Below are 20,912 nucleotides of genomic sequence, written 5' to 3' on the forward strand. Positions count from 1 at the left end.
AATAAAAGCCTTCCCTTTGCATCCTATAGCACATTTACTAGCCAGCGCCAATTCATCTGTTCTTCTAATTTTTTATTTCTGAAGCGTTTGTACTTAAGCGTTTAGACCAAGGCCACCCATCAGCCTCTGGCCTGGGAGTAACCCAGAGCTTAGCACCCCAGGCATAAGACACATCAGCCAAATTTACAGATTCGTCCACAATGGAATGGCGAGGATACCCGTTTAAACTTAGACTGGAATGGGCATATACCTCTGGGTTATCAATTCCTTTTTGCTGATACTCTTCCTTAAGAACCTGTGCAAACTGCCAGATCATATCGGGGTGTTTTGCCAGTTCTCTCCGCTGATCTGGCGTTAGATAATCATCTAACCACACCACATGCTCTTCTTGGATTACAGGATCTATTACTCTGTAGTACATAGAGCCAGATTTCGTGCGCAGCATCATACGCCACGAAAAGCGGTGGCCCTCTTCGGTCCAGTTTACATCGCCTGGTATAAAGAAATGTCGCAGCGGAAAGGTCAGTTGAAAGAAAAGGTAAATCCAGAAGAAGTTAGCAGCCAATTGGCGCTGTGGCATCGGTACCCGTATGTCAGCAATAGCTACAGCCCTAGTATCTATTTTTTGACGAAAGAACCACCTGGCTATTTGCTCTGGCGCGAAGAACAATACATTAGCCGCTATCATAAAGTACGGAAACACGCCCACATGAAACACTGCCGAATTGAAGATATGAAAGGCAAAGGCTACCCAAAAAGCGACCATACGAGTGCGTGGCCACAACAAAGCAAAGCCAATCGTTAAGTCAAACAGAACACCGCCCCAGCACACCAGCCAGATCATTAAATCGGTATTCAGATAAGGCCCTATCACATAAAAATGGGTTTTATGCGACATCCAGATGCTCATAGATTTTGTTGCCAGCCAATCGGGCTGTATTTTGGCAATGCCTGCATAAAAGTATACAATCAGGAGCTGCACCCTAAACAGCCACAGCGTCCATTGCGGCGCTACATCAATTTCCAGGTCTGGTTTCCGCCGCACATCCAACGAGAGCTTGCGGTGGGCAGGCAGTAGTACCATTAAGCCACTGATTAGGAATATCAGGTAATGATGGTTCAGGTAATGCGTTTTCTCGCAGAAAAAACTGTAGCCGAAAGCCAGGAAGAACAGAAAAGAGGTAATTTTATACCGCCAGCCAACCATAATACAGAAACCCAGCAGCGCCATCAGTAGGTACAGATACACCATACCGTAGCCAGGCAAAGGTTTTATCCATTCCAGCCCGATGTAGCCGAAGTTATACTTTGTTTCTATATAATGCTCCTGCACCCATCCAATAAGCACCGCACCGACTCCTTCGCAAAACATAAGTAAGCCAAAGAGAATTCGAAAGTATATAAGCGGGTAAATTGAGATTGGTTTGAAAAGTTGTCGCATGCTCTTATCGGATTAGCCTTGCTCCATGAAGGCTTCTATGAATCAGGTAAATTCTATATATAAATATCAGCTTTTCCTATCAACGCTCAAGTTAATAAATTAACTAACGACACTATCATTAAAAAATCAGCAAACTTTGCAATCAACAGTACTCATTTACAAGACCTTGCTACTTTAGTAACAAAGATTTCGTAAGCCTGTTCTCCTTAAATTTATATAAGTAGTTTGCAGTATAGTGAGGCAATAATGTAACTTAGGGCAGTAAAGGAGAAAGGACTGGGACATGCGCATATTACACACTTCAGATTGGCACCTCGGCCAGCGACTCGTTAACCTCGAACGAACAGAAGAACATCAGTTTTTTTTTGATTGGCTCCTGCAAACAATAGAGCAAGAGCAGGTAGACGTGCTGCTAATGGCAGGTGACGTTTTCGACAACGGTGCCCCTTCCAACACAGCCCTGAAGCAATATTACAACTTCCTGACAAAGGTTTGCGCCACTTGCTGCCGCCATATTATTATTACAGGCGGTAACCATGATTCTGTTTCCACGCTTAACGCCCCCAAAGAACTACTAGATTGCTTTAATATAAAAGTAGTGGGTGGTGCCAGCACGAACCCACTAGACGAGCTGCTGGAACTACGCAACAAGCAGGGCGAACTGGAAATGATTGTATGTGCCGTACCCTTCCTCCGCGACCGCGACGTTCGGCTTTCGGTGGCAGGTGAAACCTCTGAAGCACGGGAAGCTCGCATAAAGGAGGGTATAGCTGCGCATTACGAAGCCTTTGTACCGCACGTGCAGCCATACAAAGAGCAAAATATACCTGTAGTAGCCACAGGTCATTTGTTTGCCGCTGGTGGTTCTGCCTCCGAAAGCGAAAAAGAAATTCATGTTGGCAACCTCGGTCAAATCGGAGCCGATCAGTTTCCGAAGGAGTTTGATTACGTGGCGCTAGGGCACCTGCACCGTCCGCAAAAAGTAAACAACTGCCACCACATCCGCTACTCTGGCTCTCCCATTCCGCTTAGCTTTAGCGAGGTAACAGACAAAAAAGTAGTTTTTAAACTTGATTTCGAAAACGGAAAACTGGCCAACCTGCAGGAGTTGGAAATACCGTGCAGCCGCAAACTGGTTAGGTTTAAAGGGACACTGGAGAAAGTAAAGCAGCAAATAGCAGCATTCGATAACAGCAGCTATAAACTAACTGCCTGGGCCGAGGTACAGGTAGAACTGGAAGCTCCCCTCCCCGACTTGAACCAGCAGTTAGAAGAAGTAGAGGCCCTAAAGCCTGAAATCCAGGTGCTCATACATCGTCCCCCAATAGTTAAAACTGCCAGGCAAACGCTGGAGCAACAGGTACAGGAAGAAGTAGACCTGCACGCACTTCGAGAGAAAGATGTGTTTCTGAAGCGCTGCGAGAGCGCTTTTCCAGAGAGTGACCACTTGGAGCTACTGGCAACTTTTTCGGAACTACTGGAGCTGATGGAACAAGGCGAGGAAAGTTGAAAAGAGTCTAAAAAGTAGAAAGTCAAAGATGGCGGCATGCCCCACAGTGTCTTTCGGAACTGTGAGTGTCTTATGTGCTACAAAGGAGCTACAATACTACATGGCCTTTTTAGAAATAGAGATAGCTATCAAAACAACAATAATATGAAAATCCTGTCTGTACGTTTCCAGAACCTGAACTCGCTGAAAGGCGAGCATGAGATTCGCTTCGACCAGAGCCCTTTGGCGGAGGCGGGCTTGTTTGCTATTACGGGCCAGACAGGTGCAGGCAAAACCACTATTTTAGATGCAATAACAGTAGGTCTATACGGTTTAGTGCACCGCCACAACAACCAAAAGCCGCTAGAACTGATGACGCGCCACACTGCTGAGAGTTATGCAGAAGTAGAATTTGAGGCAAACGCCCAACGCTACCGTTCTAAATGGCAAATTCGTCGTAGCCGTGGCAAAATTGATGGCAATATCCAACCCATCCACATGGAGCTTTACAGCTTTGCGGAGGACTCGCTTTTTGATTTGAAACCGAGCCAGGTACCTGACAAAGTAGCGGAGTTGTGCGGCTTAGACTACAGTCAATTTCTGCGTTCCGTCATGCTCTCGCAAGGAGATTTCGCCCGCTTCCTAAAAGCTGATCCGAACGAACGCAGCAGTCTTCTGGAGAAAATAACTGATACAGGCATTTATTCTGATATTTCTCGATTTGCCTACGAAAAAGCAAAAACCGAGCGACTGAAAAAAGAGGAACTTGAACACAGACTTCAAGATAGCAAGCTACTGCCAGAAGAGCAGCGGCTGGCTTACCAAGAAAAGATAAAAGAGCTGACAGCGCAGGAAGCGCTACTTCAAAAAGAAGCCAACACACTACAAGAGCAGGTGCAATGGCTACAGCAGCTAACTCTACTTCAGCAGAAGCAAGAACAGCAACAAAAAGCGTTAGCAGAGCAGGAAACAAAACTAGCGCAGCTTCAGCCTGATTTTCAGAAGCTGGAACAGCACGAACAGGCACGCCAGTACGAAGGCCAGCTGACAAGAATAGAACTAGCCAATGGGCAACTAGTACAGGTGCAAACGCAACTGGAAACGCTCGTGAAGCAAGTACCGCTTTTAGAGGCTGAGTTAGAAGCCGCTGGATTTATGGCTACGGAGGCAGGCAAGGCACATCAGCAGCAGGAAGAGACTGTTCAGAAGCTAGAGCCCCTGCTAGATAAAGTTATAAAGCTAGACCAACAGAAAGCTTCGGTGCGGGAGCAGTACCTAAAAGGCAAAGCGGCTTATGTGCAGTTTGATGAGGCGCTAAAGCAAGAACAGGCGCAGTTGCAACAAAAGCAGGAAGAGCTGAACGCCCTCACCCAAAAAGCTAACCTGCACAAAGACTGGCTACAGCAAAACCAGCGGCTACAGGACCTGCCCGAAAACCTGTACATTTTTAGACAGGCAGTTAAAGATCTAAACGATGCCGAACAAAGTATAAAAAAACTGCAGCAGGAGCAGCAAGCTATACAGGGGCAACTGCAGCAGGATGCACAGCAATCTAAGGAGCATCGGCAACAGCAGGAGCAATTACTAAAGCAGCAGGAAAACACAGAACAGCAGAAAAAAGAAAAGCTGGCGCAGTTACAAGCTGTTTTAGCTGATAAATCTATGGAGCAGTTAGAAGCTGCCGCCCAGGAACAACCTCATTTGCTTAGTCGCTACGAAAAGCTACTAGATCTTGCACAACAACATCATACACAACATAAAAAGCAGGAACAGCTCAGTACACAGCTAACGCAGCAGGAACAAGAAGCAGCTCATAAAAAGAAACAACAACAGGAGATTCAGCAGAAATATGCTGAGGGTACTGTACGACTGGAGGAGCTTCAAAAGCTGGTCCTATTGCAGCAACGCATACAGGAATATGAGCTGGCGCGCCTGAACTTGCAGCCACACCAGCCGTGCCCACTCTGCGGTTCTGAGCACCACCCTTATGTAGATGGCGACTATACCTCTACCTTATCCGAGGATGAGCGGAAATGCGACCAGCAGCAAAAGCTTGTAAAAGAACTTGAAGTAGGTGTAAACACTTTGAATTTAGAGCTACACAGACTACAACATCAGCTCGAGACAACGGCACAACAAAAAAAGGAAACAGCCCTGGAACTAGAGCGCCTACAGCAGTTTTACACACAACAATCTGCAGGCATAAACTTTACCATTTTAGACTTAGAACAACTCGCACAGCAACTGCAGGCACAGAAAGAGAAGGCAGGAGTGCTGGACAACATCCTTAGCCAGGCTCGCTCCTGCAGCAAAGAGTTGGAAGGCCTAAACCAGCAGCTTCAGCTTTATCGGGAGGAAAACCTGAAACAAGAGGCAAAGCTAAACCAGCTAACACAGTCTGAAAAGCATTGGCAGGCACAGCTTTCTAAAGTAGAGTTTCAGCTACAGGACCTGCAGGAGCAACAGCTAGCGCACACCGAAACACTTGAATCGTTTGCTGCCAGTTATGGTTTGAAGTATAGTGCCGAAACACGCCAGGAAAACTTAAGAAAGCTGGAAGATTTGGCAGCTACTTATCAGCAGAAGCAGCAGGCGCTAGACCAAATGCGTGACGCATACATCAATCTGAATGCTGAAGTAAAAAACCTGGATATTAAAGTAAAGGAAAAGCAAAAGGAGCAGCAAGAGCGTCAGCAGATGCTGAAGGAAGAGCACCAGCAGCTTACCCAACTAAAGGAAGAGCGTGCACAACTTTTCGGTGATAAAGACCCACAACAGGAGCGGCAGCTGGCCCAGCAAGAGTTAAGAGCTAAAGCTACCCAAGCCGAAACAGCCAGAGCCAAATTACAGCAAAAGCAACAGGAGCTACGCGAAAGCCAACAGCGCCAGCAACAATGTAAGGAAACGCACCAACAGCATAAATCCGCTTTAGACGAGCTGCGCGATGGATTACTGCAGGTGTTACGGCAACAGGGCATCGATACAATTGAGGCACTAAGCTTGATGCTGCTTCAGAAAGACGAAGCAAACCGACTGGCAAACCTTAAATCGCAGACAGAAAAGAGCCTGACTGAAATGCGCAGGAGCCTTACTGATGTGCAGCAGGAGCTGGCACAAACCCAGGCGAAAAAGCTGACAGAGGAAAGCATAGATGTTTTAGTAGAACAGCAGCAGCAGAAAACGCAGCAAAAGCGTGTTTTGATAGAAGAACAAACGCGCTGCAAGCAGCTTTTGGAACAGGATGAAGTGGAACGAGAGAAAAATCGTTCTCTGGCGGAGCAACTTAAAACGCAGCAGCAGGTGTGCCAGCGCTGGGCACAACTATCGGACCTGATTGGCTCATCCAGCGGTGATAAGTTTAGTCGTTTTGCGCAGGGACTTACACTGGCAAGGCTGGTGGAACTGGCTAACCGCCACCTGCAAAAACTAAACGACCGCTACCGCATCCTGAAGTCTTCTGAAGATGATTTGGAACTGCTGATTGTAGATACGTATCAGGCAGAAGCTATCAGGCCAATGAATTCCTTATCGGGTGGCGAAAGCTTTCTGGTAAGCCTGGCATTGGCACTGGGCCTTTCCGACCTAGCTGGCCGCCGTACGCAAATAAATTCTTTGTTTATAGACGAAGGCTTCGGAACACTGGATGCAGAGACACTGGATGCCGCTATTTCGACCTTAGAGAACCTGCAGGCCAACGGCAAAATGATTGGCATTATTTCACACGTAGAAGCCCTGAAAGAACGTATTGGCACGCAAATAAAAGTACAAAAAGTGGCAGGCGGAGTGAGTAAGATAATGGTTGTCGGTTGGTAAAGAAAAAGGCCTGGGCGTGTTTTAAACAAAAAAATAGCATTACTTCTATATATTTTACTTAAACCTGTTTTCTTTTAGAGAAAAAGTACTATTTTGCATCTATATTCGAACCAATGCTAAAAAACTGTGGCTTTTGCTTTATTTTAAACTTTCAGTAACGCCTCTATGAACATCCTGGCGCTCATTTTTTCTTTGTTTGTTTCCGTTGCAGCAGTTTTGCAAGATGAAGCCAGAGTTGAAGAACTAGAGGCTAAATTAGCACAACCTCCTACCGATGAAGAAAGAGCCGCTACGCTTGCAGAACTCAGTAAAACCTTCTGGACAAACAATCCAAAAACCTCTATCAATTATGGTAAGCAAGCCATTGAATTAGCCCAAAAAACGAAGAATAAAAATATTTTAGCCGAGGCAATCAACAACACGGGTGGGGGCTACTACTTTTTAGGTGATTATGAGAATGCGGCCAATTATTTTTACCAGTCGCTGAGGCTAAGAGAACAGCTAAAAGACACTGTAGGTATAAGCCAGATTTATAATAATATCGGCAATCTTTTTAGCGTTCAGAACAACCACTCCCAGGCTTTTAAACTATACAATCAATCGCTGGAGCTGTCTGTATCAGTTAAAGACACTTTTAATACGAGCCGCACATTGAATAACATTGGCTTTACTTTTCAGCAATTAGATAGCCTGGACTTATCGCTGAAATACTTTTTCCAGTCACTTGAACTAAAGGAGGCAATCAACCATCAAATAGGCATCGCCAATACCTTTAATTACATAGGCAATACTTATCTCAAGAAAAAAGATTATAAGCAGGCGAACTCGTACTTCAATCAAGCTTTAACTCTTAGCGAGCAGATAGACCGCGCTCAGAGTAAAACAATAGCCTTACGAGGGCTTGCCGAAACGCATTTGCAAACAGGAGAAGCTATCACTGCCTTAACCTATGGTAAAAAAGCTCTGGAAGTAGCAACTAAAACTCAGGCAAAGGATGAAATTAGATTAACGGCAGAGGTTCTAAGTAAAATATACACCCAGCTAGGTAACTTTGAACAGGCGCATCACTTCTTAAGCGTTTTCACAGCCTACAGCGACACCATTCGGAACGAACAAGCCGAGCATCGCATAACAGAGATGCAGGTAAAGTATGATATTCAGAAAAAAGAAACTGAGAACATACAGCTTAAAGCCGAGCGAGATTTGCAGGCAAAGGAATTAGCCTATAGAAACATAAGCCAGTACTTAACGGCTACACTATTAATTTCTGTTGTCGTTATAGCTATTATCTTTTTTAAGGGCAGAAAACATTTGCAAAAAGTGAATGCTATGCTTTTGCAGAAGAACAAAGAAATTACGCAGAGCAGCCTAGTGCTGGAAGAACAGAAAGAGGCGCTGGCAGCGCAAGCCGAAGCGCTGAATAACCAAAAAGACGAGCTTGAGCGAATCAATAACCTAAAGGACAAGCTTTTTTCTGTTGTAGCGCATGACCTTCGCGGGCCTTTTGTCTCTTTGAAATCTATCGTGCAGCTTATGCTATCTGGTGCCTTGCCTGAAAATAAGAAGGTTCACTTTTTACGCATTGTAGAAGCCGATCAGCAGAACGCTTTGTGGCTGCTGGAAAACTTATTGACTTGGGCCAAGGCTCAGATGAAAGGTATGGAAGTGCTACCTGTGGTGGTGGATATTCATAAACTTACAGAGGAAAACATGAAGCTACTGCGTGCTCAGGCTGACCAGAAAAAGGTAACATTGGAGAACAGTGTTGCTCCATTTACTTATGCTGTGGCAGACAAAGAGATGATAAAACTCGTGTTCAGGAACCTCATCTCCAATGCCATTAAGTTTTGCAAAGCTGGGGATAATGTAACCATAGCTGCTTCGGAGCACAAAAGTGATGTGACCATTGCTGTAAAAGACACAGGTATAGGCATGAGTCCAGAGCAACTAAATCAGCTCTTTAGCGACAAGAACTTTACGAGCCGTGGTACCGCCAATGAAAAAGGTAGCGGGCTTGGCCTACAACTCTGCAAAGACTTTGTAGAGCTGAACGGTGGCATGATTTGGGTAGAAAGCACTCCTGGCTACGGAAGCGAGTTTAAGTTTACGCTGCCTTGCACAAAAGCAGCTGCCTCCAGCCTAGAGCAGGAACAACCTTTATCATGGCAAAATAAAGCAGCCCTTGTAAGCTAACGTATTACCCCAAGCCTTCTGAAGTTCGCCTCAGTTATACCGAATTTATATCCCCGTTAACAATTCCCTCCTCTGCTGCTCAAGCAGATTGATTTTTTTGTATTTTAGCATCATCCTAATCAAACTACCTAATTTACTAAATGAAAAAATCACCTAATGGCAATGGTGGCTACTGGAAAAAGCCACTGTTATTGCTGTGTTCGCTTGGTATGCTGCAAGTACCAGCCTTAGCACAGGATGCCCCCAAAGTCACAAAAACCGACGCTAAAAAGGAGGAAAAGAAAAAAGATCTTCCTCTTGAGGCTGATCGAACTATAAAAATCAAGACAAACGAAGGTTCTTGGTTAGCACTTGATGTAAGCCCTGACGGGCAGAAAATTATCTTCAGTATGCTGGGCGACCTGTACCTGTTGCCTATAACAGGAGGTAAGGCAGAGCAGCTGACAGAGGGAATGGCCTTGGATGTGCAGCCGCGCTTTAGCCCAGATGGTAAGTCTATTCTTTTCCTTTCTGATAGAGACGGTGCCGATAACCTCTGGACGATGGACCTGAGCACCAAAAAGCCAAAGCAAATCAGCAAAAGCAAAAATGAGAATTTCCAGGGTGCTGAATGGACACCAGACGGAGAGTACATTGTAGCGGCAAAAGGCCGTCGCAACCTGAAGCTGCACCTGTACCACAGGGAGAGTGGCAGTGGTGCAGACCTGATCAGCAAGCCTGATAACCTGAAAACAGTAGAACCAGCCTTTGGTAAAGACAGCCGTTACATCTGGTTTTCGAAGCGCAACGGTGCCTGGAACTATAACGCCCAGTTACCGCAGTACCAATTAGCTACTTTCGACCGCGAAACAGGCGAAACTGATACCAGAACCTCTCGCTATGGCTCTGCCTTCAGCCCTACCCTTTCGCCTGACGGAAACTGGCTTGTATACGGCACACGCTACAACAATAACACAGGCCTTATTGCTCAGAACCTGAAAACGGGTGAAGAAAAATGGCTGGCTTACCCAGTGCAGCGCGACGAGCAGGAATCTATTGCTCCGCTAGGCGTATTGCCTGCTATGTCTTTCACACCAGACAGTAAAGAGCTAGTAGCTTCTTACGGTGGTAAGATTTACCGCATTCCAGTGGCAGGTGGGCAAGCAAAGGAAATTCCGTTTGAAGTAGAAACAGAGATTGCTATCGGTCCTCAGCTTGAGTTTAAGTACCCGATAAAGGACGATAAGACAATGACGATTACGCAGATCAGAGATGCTGCCGTATCGCCAGACGGAAAGCGCGTTGCTTTTACAGCGCTGGACCGTCTGTACCTGATGGACTATCCGAACGGAACACCTAAGCGTGTAACGACAAATGAGTTTACAGAAGCACAACCAGACTGGTCGCCAGACGGTAAGAATCTGGCTTTCGTAACCTGGCACGAGAAAACAGGTGGTGCTATCTATAAAGTATCTGCCAACGGCAAAGGTAAGCCTGTAAAGCTAACCGTAGAAAATGCTGTATTCCAGGAGCCAGTATGGTCGCCAAATGCAGATAAAATTGTCTTCGTAAAAGGTTCTTCCCAGACCTACCGTGAGTCAGCAGGGCCTAGTGCTTTTGACTCCCGACAGACTATAAACTGGGTTTCTTCTAAAGGCGGCGAAAGTACTTTTGTAACTAAAGCCAACCTTGGCGCTAACCCACACTTTGTACAGGGCGATGATCGCATTTACCTGTATAGTTCTTCTGATGGTCTCATCTCTATTCGTTGGGATGGTACCGACAAAAAGCCATATGTTAAGGTAAAAGGCATCACCACATTCGGTTCTTATGCCGATATGCTGGAGGAGGAAATGAGCCACAACCTACACTTAAACGAGCGTGAGCCTCAGCAGCAGCCTACTACTGCCACCACAGTTATTAAGGCTCCAAAGGGCGACAAAGCACTGGCACTTATCAATAATGAGATTTATGTAGTAACCATTCCTTTTGTGGGAGGCGAAACACCTACAATTTCAGTGGCTGATGTTGCTAGCTCCCAATTTCCAAGCTGGAAGCTAACGGAGATTGGTGGTCAGTTCCCAAGCTGGTCTGCCGATGGCAATACAGTTTACTGGAGCATCGGTAACGGTTTTTTTGCTTATAACCTAAACGATGCCTTCACCAAGAAAAAAGAACAAGACCTGGCTGAGGAGAAGAAAAAAGAAAGCAAATCAGAAGGCACTGAAGCTAAAGCAGACAGCACAGGAGCTAAAGAAGCCGTAAAAATCGACGGCTATAAACCTGCCGAAACTAAAATCGTCATTCAGGCTCCGCGCGATATCCCGCAAGGAACTATACTCTTGAAAGGTGCTCGGATTATTACCATGAACGGTGATGAGGTAATTGAGCAAGGTGATATCCTGATTGAGAATAACCGCATTAAGGCTGTTGGGGCTACAGGTACACTAACCGTTCCGCAAGGTGCCAATGTGGTAGACGTAAAAGGTAAAACCATTACGCCTGGCTTTATAGATACCCACGCACACATGTGGCCACGTTGGGGCGTACACTCAAACCAAGTATGGATTTATGCTGCTAACCTGGCTTACGGAGTAACCACCACCCGTGACCCACAAACAGGCACTACCGATGTGCTTACCTACAGCGACATGGTAGAGAGCGGAAAAATGTTGGGGCCACGTGTATACTCTACAGGCCCTGGTGTTGGCTACTGGTCTTATAACCTGAAAAGCCTTGACCATGCCAAGAGTGTGCTGAAACAATACTCAGAATACTACAACACCAAAACCATTAAAATGTACCTGGTGGGTAACCGCCAGCACAGGCAATGGATTATCATGGCTGCTAAAGAGCAGGGACTGATGTCAACTACTGAAGGTGGATTAGACTTCAAACTGAACCTGACGGAAGTACTGGACGGCTACCCTGGGCATGAGCATTCTTATCCAATCTACCCGCTTTACAAAGACGTAATCGATTTTGTATCGCAGTCGCAAATTGCCTACACTCCTACACTGTTAGTTGCTTATGGCGGACCTTGGGCGGAGAACTATTACTATGCTACAGAAGATGTAGCTGGCGATAAAAAGCTGAACTACTTTACTCCAAAGATGGAGCTAGACGAGAAAATCAGACGCCGTGAAGGTTGGTTCATGAAGGAAGAGCACATTTTTGAGCGCCATGCTGAATTTGTGAACAACCTAGTGAAAGCAGGTGGCTTGGCAGGCGTAGGTTCTCACGGACAGTTACAAGGCCTTGGCTACCATTGGGAGCTTTGGTCTATACAGTCTGGTGGCATGAAAAACCTGGATGCGTTGAAGGTAGCCACTATACTTGGCGCCAAATCGCTGGGCTTAGATGGCGACTTAGGCTCTATCCAAAACGGTAAACTAGCCGACCTGGTGATTATGGACCAGAACCCGCTGGAGAACATCCGTAACACTAATACAATTAAATATGTGATGCGCAACGGCCGTTTGTACGATGCCAACACATTGGATGAAATGGCTCCTACTAAGCGCAAAGCCCCAGAATTTGACTGGCACAGTGCTATGCCAGTTGGCGTACCAGGAATTCAGAATTAAGATTCGATATAAGTGGCACGACTTGTATTACGCTACTTTCGTTAATTTCAAAATGCCTCGCCTCAGTGGGGCATTTTGCTTTATAGTTTAGCAATTTTGCGAAGGAAGTGTAGTATCATTGCAGCGTCAGAACTACAAATCACAGAATATCCCTGTACAGAAAATCATGAGGAACATCTTTATTTACCTACTTTTTATACTTACACTTTTCGCTGGGATTTCCTGTAACCAAGATAAGAATAGGGCAAGAGAAGAGTTTCGAGAACGGCAGGCGGCAACAAGGCGGGAGTCTACTGTTCCCGAAGTAGCCCAAGAAACATCTGAAATTGAAACTGCTCCTGCTACTCCCTCAGAAGCAGAGGAAGAACGCCCTACCACCACCGCGAGTGATAAAGTAATTGGTGTAAAAGATGGAGACACGATGGAACTACTGCAGAATGGCCAATCTGTTACAGTTAGGTTATACGGTGTGGACGCACCCGAAAAAAATCAGGATTATGGGCAGAGAGCCAAACAATTCGCCTCTGACTTAGTGTTCGGCAAGGAGGTGCAGCTAATTGTCCATAACAAAGACCGCTACGGCCGCACCGTAGGCACTATTAAGCTTTTAGATGGGCGCAGCTTAAATGAAGAACTGGTAAAGAACGGCTTTGCCTGGCACTATAAAGCTTACTCAAAAGATAAAAACCTCGAGAACCTCGAAGCTGATGCCAGACGCTTTAAGCGAGGCTTGTGGCAGGACCCAAACCCTACCCCACCCTGGGATTTCAGGAAAGGAAAACGCGACGGCACGACCACAAACGAAGCACCAGCTGCCACCGCTGAGGCCACTGTTTTACCGAGAAACGCTAAAAAGACACAGGTATATATTTGCAACAGTTCTGGCTCCACTGTATACCACACCACAAAAGATTGCTTTGTGTTGAACCGCTGCAAAGCAGAAGTGTTAGCCTTAACTGAAGCAGCTGCTATACAAGAGCACGGCAGAAGAATGGATAAGGCCTGTACTCCAAAATAAAATTACTTTATTAACTTTAGGGAAGAATTAGCCAAAGTATAGATGAAGAACTCACTAACCCTGCTAAAGGGACTTAAGCTTAGTACGCTTGTGCTGTTTATGGGCCTCACGGCAGCATGCCAGGAAACAGAAAACAACACAGCAAACGCAACAGAAGAGGTAGCAGCTACAGAGGAGGTTGCCGCAGCAGATACTGTAGCACGAAGGCCACCGCCAGAGTGGCATAACATCCCCCCGCACATGGTTGGCACACGCGTATATGTATGCGATGATGCAAGCTCCGATATCTTTCACGTAAAGTATGACTGTTCTGTACTTCAGAACTGTAAATCAACTAAAAGAAATACAACTATAGTTAGAGCTGTTGAAGACCATGGGCGCTACAACTGTGAAACCTGTAGCGCAGAATTTGCCAGCATTTTTGATGATGAATCGGTAAGACATTAATAATCAAAAAGTCCCTGCCACCTAAAATGGCAGGGACTTTTTGATTATGGCCTTTTGCCATGCAAAACTAATAGCGGCACTTCTGCCTCGTGGGTCATGCGTTCTGCAAGGCTCTGCGAAAAAAGCTCTGCAAAAAAGCCCTTGTCTTTGCGCAACATAGCCAGCATACTGCCATTGGCCTCACGATAATAGCGTCGCAAACCATCTGCGCGATGAGCGCTTACCACCTCCTGGAAACGCATAGGCACGCCTGAAAAATGTTGCTGTAACTCGTTCCAAAATTGTTCTGCTTTCGCGCTACCTTCCTGCGTCTGCTCTTTCACCACATGCACTACATTAACTGGTGCCCCAAACAAACGCCCCAGTTCTACCACCTCATCTAATGCCGTTCTGTCTTCAGGCATATAGTCTGATGCATAAACAATATTTTTAATCTGTGGAGTTGGCGCAGAGGCTGGCACGGATAAAACAGGACATTTTACTTCCTCAATCACCGCCTCGGTGTTGCTACCAACCAAAATTTCTTCCAAAGTACTGTTTACACCTGTAGTGCCCATCACTATCAAATCAAATCCTTCCAGATTGGTCAGGTCCTTGACAATATCTGTTAAAAGTGCCTCTTTCACTATGTAGTCGCAAGTAAAGCCTCCTGCCTGCTGATTTGCACCGTGCTGCGCTTCTATGAATTGGCATAGTTTAACCAGTCGTTCTTTGGAATCCTGCAGCTGCTCATTTAGCAACTCTCCTGCCACCAACGCCATCTCAGAGGTATCCACTATCGGCAGATGTATTACATGCAGAAGCGTGAGGTGGGCACCAGCCTGTTTGGCAATCAACACAGCATACTCCAGAGCTTTGTTAGCTGTATCGGAAAAGTCGGTAGGGCAAAGAATCTTTTTCATGTTTGGTAGCGTTCGTGCTTATATTTCAATGCTGCTATGTATACGTGAGCCTGCAACAGAAAGGGGAACAAAGTTTGCAGAAACTGATAACAATCATCCAGCAAAGAGAAGGGCAAAACATCTATATGAGATGTTTTGCCCTTAACTAGAAAGCTTCAATACAATTGTGCTTTCTAATACTCGACTACCTTTAATCTGCAGCAATAGTTAATATTTTTTGCCAACTAGTAGGTTTTAGAATTCAGTTCCTTTACTTCTTTCCAGCTCCAGTTATACTTTGGAAAAATGCTGGCATAGGCACTTCTATAATGTTCTACCACCACCTGCTTTAGTTCAGCCACTGGTATTGTAGAAGTATAAATGGTGCGGGCTGTCGGGTTGTCGTAAGCTTCCAGGCGAGTCAGGGTGTTACCATTAAGCCGTAGCAACGGACCTGTATCCGTAATGCTATCATGGGTCCAGGTATGGCCACTTTGTTCAAGTTTATTTAGCTTTTCAGCAAGAGGAGCCATGTTTAAACGAGGTAATGTTGGTCGTGTGGCTATATCTACCCATGTTGTATACTTATACTCTAGTTCGTATCGGTTTTGGTCATAGCAGGCCAGCACCATGTCAAACCCTTGTGTGCGGCTGAAAAGGGCATAATAATGCACTGGGTGCGGGGTTTCTATAATTACCAGCCCAATTTCTGGAAAGCGTGAAATTTTCGTATCTGGTTTGTAAAGCTCTCTATAGCCTAATAGCACCTCTCCTACCTCCTCTTCCCAAACGCCTTTATCCCAATCGGGGTCTTGCAGCACGCGCCCAAAATCTTTCAGAAAATAAGCAAACTTTTTAGGGCACAGCGTTACTTCGGGTTCTGGCAGTTCCTCGGCTCCGAAAGGCGGATAGAAGAGCTCTCTTTCACGGGCATTTATCCAGCACACCAGTTTCAGTGCCTCACCTGCCAACGGATGATTCAGGTCTAATTCTCTAAAGTCACCGATGAGTGCCACTTGGCGCAACAGCTCTTCATTTTCCAATGCTTCATCTGGGTTAAGCAGACTCCACACGCCAACCAGTCCGTCTATATCAAAATGGTTGGCGGTAACAAAAGGTAAATCCAATTCAGGAATCTGAGTACGCAAGGCATTTAGTACAATAGCTGCACTGGTATCGTCTTTAATAGATGCAGGTGTTAGCGCACCGCGCCAATGCGAAAGCATAAAGCCGTTTGGGTGAGTGCTATCAACAACTATTGCCTGTTTATCCTTTAGTTCAGAGAAAGGTACAAATTCTCGTTTCTTCATGGGCTAAAGGTAGTCAAAACTCGCCTTTTTATTAAGTGTATGCGGCAATACAATGAGTTCTAAAAGTAAGTTATTCCTTTCCCAACACCTCCTTCAGGATTTATAGAGCTAGGAAAAGTTTTCTACTTGCAAGCACTAATAGCAGAGACAGCAAAACTTTGCCACACTATTAATTTAACACAAAACCAAGTATTAGTATAAGCCAATAAATGAACTAAAAACAAATTATAAGTTCAGGGACGATTAAGCTAAAAAAACAAGTATAAACTGTTCTACTATTAGGATTAATTCTCCTACTTTTGATATGCTTTTAGATAAAAATAGAAGCAAAAACAGTACAAATCACAAATGTTTCAACATCGAAAAAATATAATTTCAAGCATGGGCTTCCTTCTTTTTTTACCCGCTACCATATGTGGTAAAACATATGTGGTTTTAGTTCCTTAACTGCCCCATATGCAAAAGTTTGTTTTAACATTTGCCTTGTGCATTTTATATGCTGTTTATGCATTTGCTCAACAGTCTGAATTGAAGTTTACAAGGTTAACCAATTTAGATGGTCTGTCTCAGAGCACTGTTCCTTGTATAATCAAAGATAGGTATGGCTACATGTGGTTTGGCACCCACGATGGCTTAAACAGATATGATGGTTATAAGTTTAAAGTCTTCCGTCATAGAGCTTCTGACTCTACTAGCCTTAGTGCAAACAATATAAAAGCACTTTATGAAGATAAGCAAGGTCGAATTTGGATAGGCACCCTAGATGGAGGCTTAAACATGTACGATCATAGCAAAGAGACTTTTATACAGGTTAAAGCTGATGCTAATAATCCAGAGGGGTTAAGCAACAATGGCATAACGGCTATTAACGGAGACAGTGAGGGGAACATTTGGGTTGGCACTTACTGGGGCCTTAACAGGCTTAACCCCTCAACTATGAAGTTTGAGCGCTTTTTGTCTATTCCGGATGATATCTCTAGCCTAAGCCACAGTACCGTTCATGCTATTAAAACTGACAGCAAAGGCAACTTATGGGTAGGTACCGAAGGTGGACTGAATCTTTTCGTACCTAAAACAAAAACCTTCAAAAGCTACGTTCATGACAAAAACAAGCCTACAAGCATTAGTGGCAATCATATCAGAGCTATACAGGAAGATGTCAGTGGCAATCTTTGGATAGGAACAAACGACGGGCTGAATCTATTCGACTACCAGAAAGGTACTTTTACACACTACGGCACAGATCCAGGAAACCCAACCTCTATTAGCAGCAACGAAGTAAGTTCTATTGCCGATGGCGGCAACGGTCGGTTATGGGTTGGAACAGCACAAGGCCTTAACCTACTGGATGTACAAAAGAAGAAATTCAAAAACTTTAAACACATACCCGAAGACGAAGGGAGCTTGGGCAATGGTTCTGTTACCGCTCTTTTGTTTGATAATACAGGCATTTTGTGGATTGGAACCTACTCTGGCGGCGTAAACAAATACGACCAGAATTTAACCAAATTTAAATTATTTAGACACAACAGCTCTAACTACGAAACCCTAAGCATGAATGTGGTTACTTCTTTTGCAGAAAGCAGTGATGGCAATATATGGTTAGGAACAGACGGCGGCAGCTTAAACCTTTTTAACAGAACTACTCAGAAGTTTACCAGGTTTTTTCCAAATCCTGAGGATAAAAACAGCATTGCCAGTTGGTCTGTACTGGCTTTGTTAAACAGCAAAAAAGATAATACCCTCTGGATTGGTACCTACGGCTCAGGTGTAGAGCACTATGACCCAAAGACAAACATTTTTAAACATTATACCCAAGGCGATGCGCCTACACAGCTAAATAATAGTGCGGTGTATGCCCTTATGGAAGATAGAAGGGGGAATGTGTGGATGGGCACAAACGGCGGCGGTGTAAATATTCTGGATGTAAAAACGCAACTTATTTCTAAGCTTCGCCATGATACGAACAACCCTAACAGCCTTAGCAACGATTATGTAAGGGCTTTTTATGAAGACAAGCAGGGCAATGTGTGGGTTGGCACTGTGGGAGGGATAGCCATTTACAACCCATCCACGCAAAATTTCACACGTTTAGATAAAGACAACAGCAAGCTGAGCAGCAACTTTGTGCTCTTCATTTTTGAAGACAGTAAATCAAACATCTGGGTAGGCACTTTGGGAGGTGGGCTTAACCGTTACATGCCCAAAAGCAAAAGTTTTAGTCAGCACGGTGATGGACTTGGGCTAAACAACACCACCATTAACTACATTACCGAAGATGAGCAGGGCTACCTGTGGTTGAGTTCCAACAACGGCGTTACCAGATTAAACCCACAAACAAAAGAAGTAAAAAAGTATAACCTCTTTAACGGACTTCAGAGTTTTGAATTTATAACAGGCGCTGGCTTACGAGCTAAAGATGGTGAGATTTTTTTGGGTGGTATAAACGGCTTCAACATTATAGACACAAAAGCACTTGTAGAAAACAACAATTTGCCACTTGTTGCTATTACAGGTTTTATGTTGGCCAATAAACCAGTACAGATAGGTGCTGAAGACTCACCGCTTCAACAGGCAATTGGGCAAACTAAAGAGATAACTTTAAACTACGACCAATCTGTTATCACCTTCGAATATACAGCTTTCAGCTACACAGTACCTGAGCAAAACCAGTATGCTTATATGCTGGATGGCTTTGATACCCAATGGAACTACGTAGGCAACAAACAAAGCGCAACCTACACCAACTTAGACCCAGGTGAATATACCTTCCGCGTTAAGGCATCAAACAACGATGGTGTGTGGAACGAACAGGAGGCCACTATAAAACTTATTATCACTCCTCCTTACTGGATGACCTGGTGGTTCAGAGGAATTATACTGGCTGTGGTGGTTGGCAGCTTTGTCGCATTTTACCTTTACAGAATAAGGGCGATAAAGAAACAAAAGCTTTTGCTTGAGCAACAGGTACAGGAGCGCACAAGTGAGGTAGTGTCGCAAAAAGAAGAAATACAGCATAAGGCCGCACGTTTAACCCAACTGAACCTGGAACTGCTGGCACAGAAAGCACAAGAACACGAGGCAAGAAAAGAGGCTGAAAACGCACGTAAAGAAGCAGAAAAGGCAAATCAGGCAAAAAGTGTGTTCCTGGCTACCATGAGCCACGAGATCAGAACCCCATTAAACGGTGTAATCGGCATGACCTCGCTTCTTGCCGAGACGAAGCTAGATCCTGAGCAGCGTAAGTTTACCCAGATCATCACAGCATCTGGTAAAAACCTGCTTTCTGTTATCAATGACATTCTGGACTTTTCTAAAATAGAGTCAGGCAAGATGGAGTTGGACCAGCATACCTTTAACCTCAGAGAAAGCATTGAAGAAGTACTGGATATGTTTGCGGGTAAGGCCGCGGAGCAGAATCTGGACCTGATGTATCAGTTAGAACACAACATACCACTACAGGTAATAGGTGATAGCACACGCTTAAAGCAAATACTCATCAACTTGGTTGGTAACGCTCTAAAGTTTACCTCAAGTGGAGAAATATTTGTGGGCGTAAAAATGCTGCGGTCGCTTGAAAACAACCAGCTCGAACTCGGTTTTGAAGTAAGAGACACAGGTATTGGTATTCCGTCTGAAAAAGCACAGCATCTTTTTACAGCATTCTCACAGGTCGATTCCTCCACAACCAGAAAATATGGCGGCACGGGCTTAGGATTGGCTATATGTAAGCGACTAGTAACCATGATGGGTGGGCAGATAAAGGTAGAAAGTGTACCAGGTGAAGGCACATCGTTTCTTTTCACCATTGTTACGCAGGCAAGTTCTGAGCCCTACAAAACGTATGTGCACAGCAACATCAGTTATTTAGAAGGTAAAAGAGTTTTAGTTGTAGATGACAACGAAACAAACCGAAGCATACTTGAAGGGCAATTATTGCAGTGGAAATACAGGCCTCAGTTGGTAGCATCTGGAGAGGAGGCACTGCAACTGTTACAAGACCAGCCATTCGATCTTGTGGTTTCTGATATGCAAATGCCAGAAATGGATGGCGTAGAGTTGGCAAAACGTATAAAAGAACATCATCCTGAACTGCCAGTTGTTTTGCTTAGTTCTATGGGTAATGAGCTTAAGCCCGAGCAAAGAGCATTGTTCTATGTTGTGCTAACAAAACCCGTGAAACAACTGGAACTTTACAAATATGTAACTGATGCCCTAAAGCAGGCGCGGAAAACAGACGTAACGGAGCAGCCTGAATTGCAACCTGTGGAGCCTCAAAACAAAAAACTATCAACCACTTTTGCAGCTGCTTACCCACTACAGATTTTGGTGGCTGAAGACTACCCGATTAACCAACTGTTTGCCGAAATGGTACTCGAAAAATTAGGGTATCAGTTCGAACTCGCTGAAAACGGCTTGCAGGTACTGGAAGCTCTGAACAGGAAAACATATGACGTTATTCTGATGGACGTCCAGATGCCAGAGATGGATGGTTTGGAGGCAACGCGGCTTATCAGAGCGAAAGCAGGACGACAGCCTTACATAGTAGCTACCACTGCAAACGTGATTCAGGAAGATGTGCAGGCGTGCATCAATGCTGGCATGGACAACTACATAAGCAAACCCATAGACCTGGATGAGCTTATGAAAATTTTAGAGAGAGCAGCAGAGCTTGTTTCTAAACCAACACCAGAAGTGACTGTTTAGCCCTGCCGCTGTGGCACTACAACCACAGTTAACAGGTATATTTTATG

10 protein-coding genes are annotated in these 20,912 nt (G+C 44.9%); 7 read left to right on the top strand and 3 right to left on the bottom strand.

Translation table 11 applies throughout. The features are described from left to right. Nucleotides 1–64: 64 nt before the first annotated feature. On the bottom strand, nucleotides 65–1,441 hold the full coding sequence (locus tag LN893_RS08635; RefSeq protein ID WP_255709954.1) for an HTTM domain-containing protein: 1,377 nt from the start codon (nucleotides 1,439–1,441) through the stop codon (nucleotides 65–67). 283 nt (nucleotides 1,442–1,724) lie between these two features. Here LN893_RS08635 and LN893_RS08640 point away from each other — a divergent pair, with 283 nt between their 5' ends. The 6 genes from LN893_RS08640 to LN893_RS08665 all read left to right on the top strand — a co-directional run bounded on the left by LN893_RS08640 (nucleotide 1,725) and on the right by LN893_RS08665 (nucleotide 13,967). Further along, the gene (locus LN893_RS08640; protein WP_229969411.1) at nucleotides 1,725–2,951 is read left to right on the top strand and encodes an exonuclease SbcCD subunit D C-terminal domain-containing protein; all 1,227 of its coding nucleotides are present in this window, start codon (nucleotides 1,725–1,727) and stop codon (nucleotides 2,949–2,951) included. Nucleotides 2,952–3,095: 144 nt separating this feature from the next. After that, nucleotides 3,096–6,743 (top strand): AAA family ATPase, encoded by a 3,648-nt coding sequence (locus tag LN893_RS08645; protein ID WP_229969412.1) that lies wholly within the window; start codon nucleotides 3,096–3,098, stop codon nucleotides 6,741–6,743. A gap of 165 nt (nucleotides 6,744–6,908) precedes the next feature. After that, nucleotides 6,909–8,936, top strand: coding sequence for a tetratricopeptide repeat-containing sensor histidine kinase (locus LN893_RS08650; RefSeq protein ID WP_229969413.1), 2,028 nt, complete (start codon nucleotides 6,909–6,911; stop codon nucleotides 8,934–8,936). Between the two features lie 140 nt (nucleotides 8,937–9,076). Then, nucleotides 9,077–12,502 carry an amidohydrolase family protein gene (locus LN893_RS08655; protein WP_229969414.1) on the top strand — a complete coding sequence of 1,142 codons (3,426 nt, stop codon included), beginning with the start codon at nucleotides 9,077–9,079 and terminating at the stop codon, nucleotides 12,500–12,502. A gap of 166 nt (nucleotides 12,503–12,668) precedes the next feature. Continuing rightward, nucleotides 12,669–13,520, top strand: a complete 852-nt coding sequence (locus tag LN893_RS08660; protein WP_229969415.1) for a thermonuclease family protein — start codon at nucleotides 12,669–12,671, stop codon at nucleotides 13,518–13,520. A gap of 42 nt (nucleotides 13,521–13,562) precedes the next feature. Then, nucleotides 13,563–13,967 (top strand): hypothetical protein, encoded by a 405-nt coding sequence (locus LN893_RS08665; RefSeq protein WP_229969416.1) that lies wholly within the window; start codon nucleotides 13,563–13,565, stop codon nucleotides 13,965–13,967. A gap of 44 nt (nucleotides 13,968–14,011) precedes the next feature. Here LN893_RS08665 and LN893_RS08670 read toward each other — a convergent pair whose 3' ends face one another. Beyond that, entirely contained in the window at nucleotides 14,012–14,869 is an 858-nt protein-coding gene (locus tag LN893_RS08670; protein WP_229969417.1) for a universal stress protein, read from the bottom strand. 224 nt (nucleotides 14,870–15,093) lie between these two features. Beyond that, complete coding sequence (locus tag LN893_RS08675; protein ID WP_229969418.1) at nucleotides 15,094–16,158, bottom strand: DUF6687 family protein; 1,065 nt, start codon at nucleotides 16,156–16,158, stop codon at nucleotides 15,094–15,096. Nucleotides 16,159–16,614: 456 nt separating this feature from the next. On the opposite strand from LN893_RS08675, the gene LN893_RS08680 reads away from it, so the two are divergent. Next, complete coding sequence (locus LN893_RS08680; protein ID WP_229969419.1) at nucleotides 16,615–20,865, top strand: hybrid sensor histidine kinase/response regulator; 4,251 nt, start codon at nucleotides 16,615–16,617, stop codon at nucleotides 20,863–20,865. The last annotated feature ends 47 nt before the right edge of the window (nucleotides 20,866–20,912 follow it).

The sequence above is a fragment of the Pontibacter harenae genome (genome assembly GCF_020907245.1).
Classification (GTDB): domain Bacteria; phylum Bacteroidota; class Bacteroidia; order Cytophagales; family Hymenobacteraceae; genus Pontibacter; species Pontibacter harenae.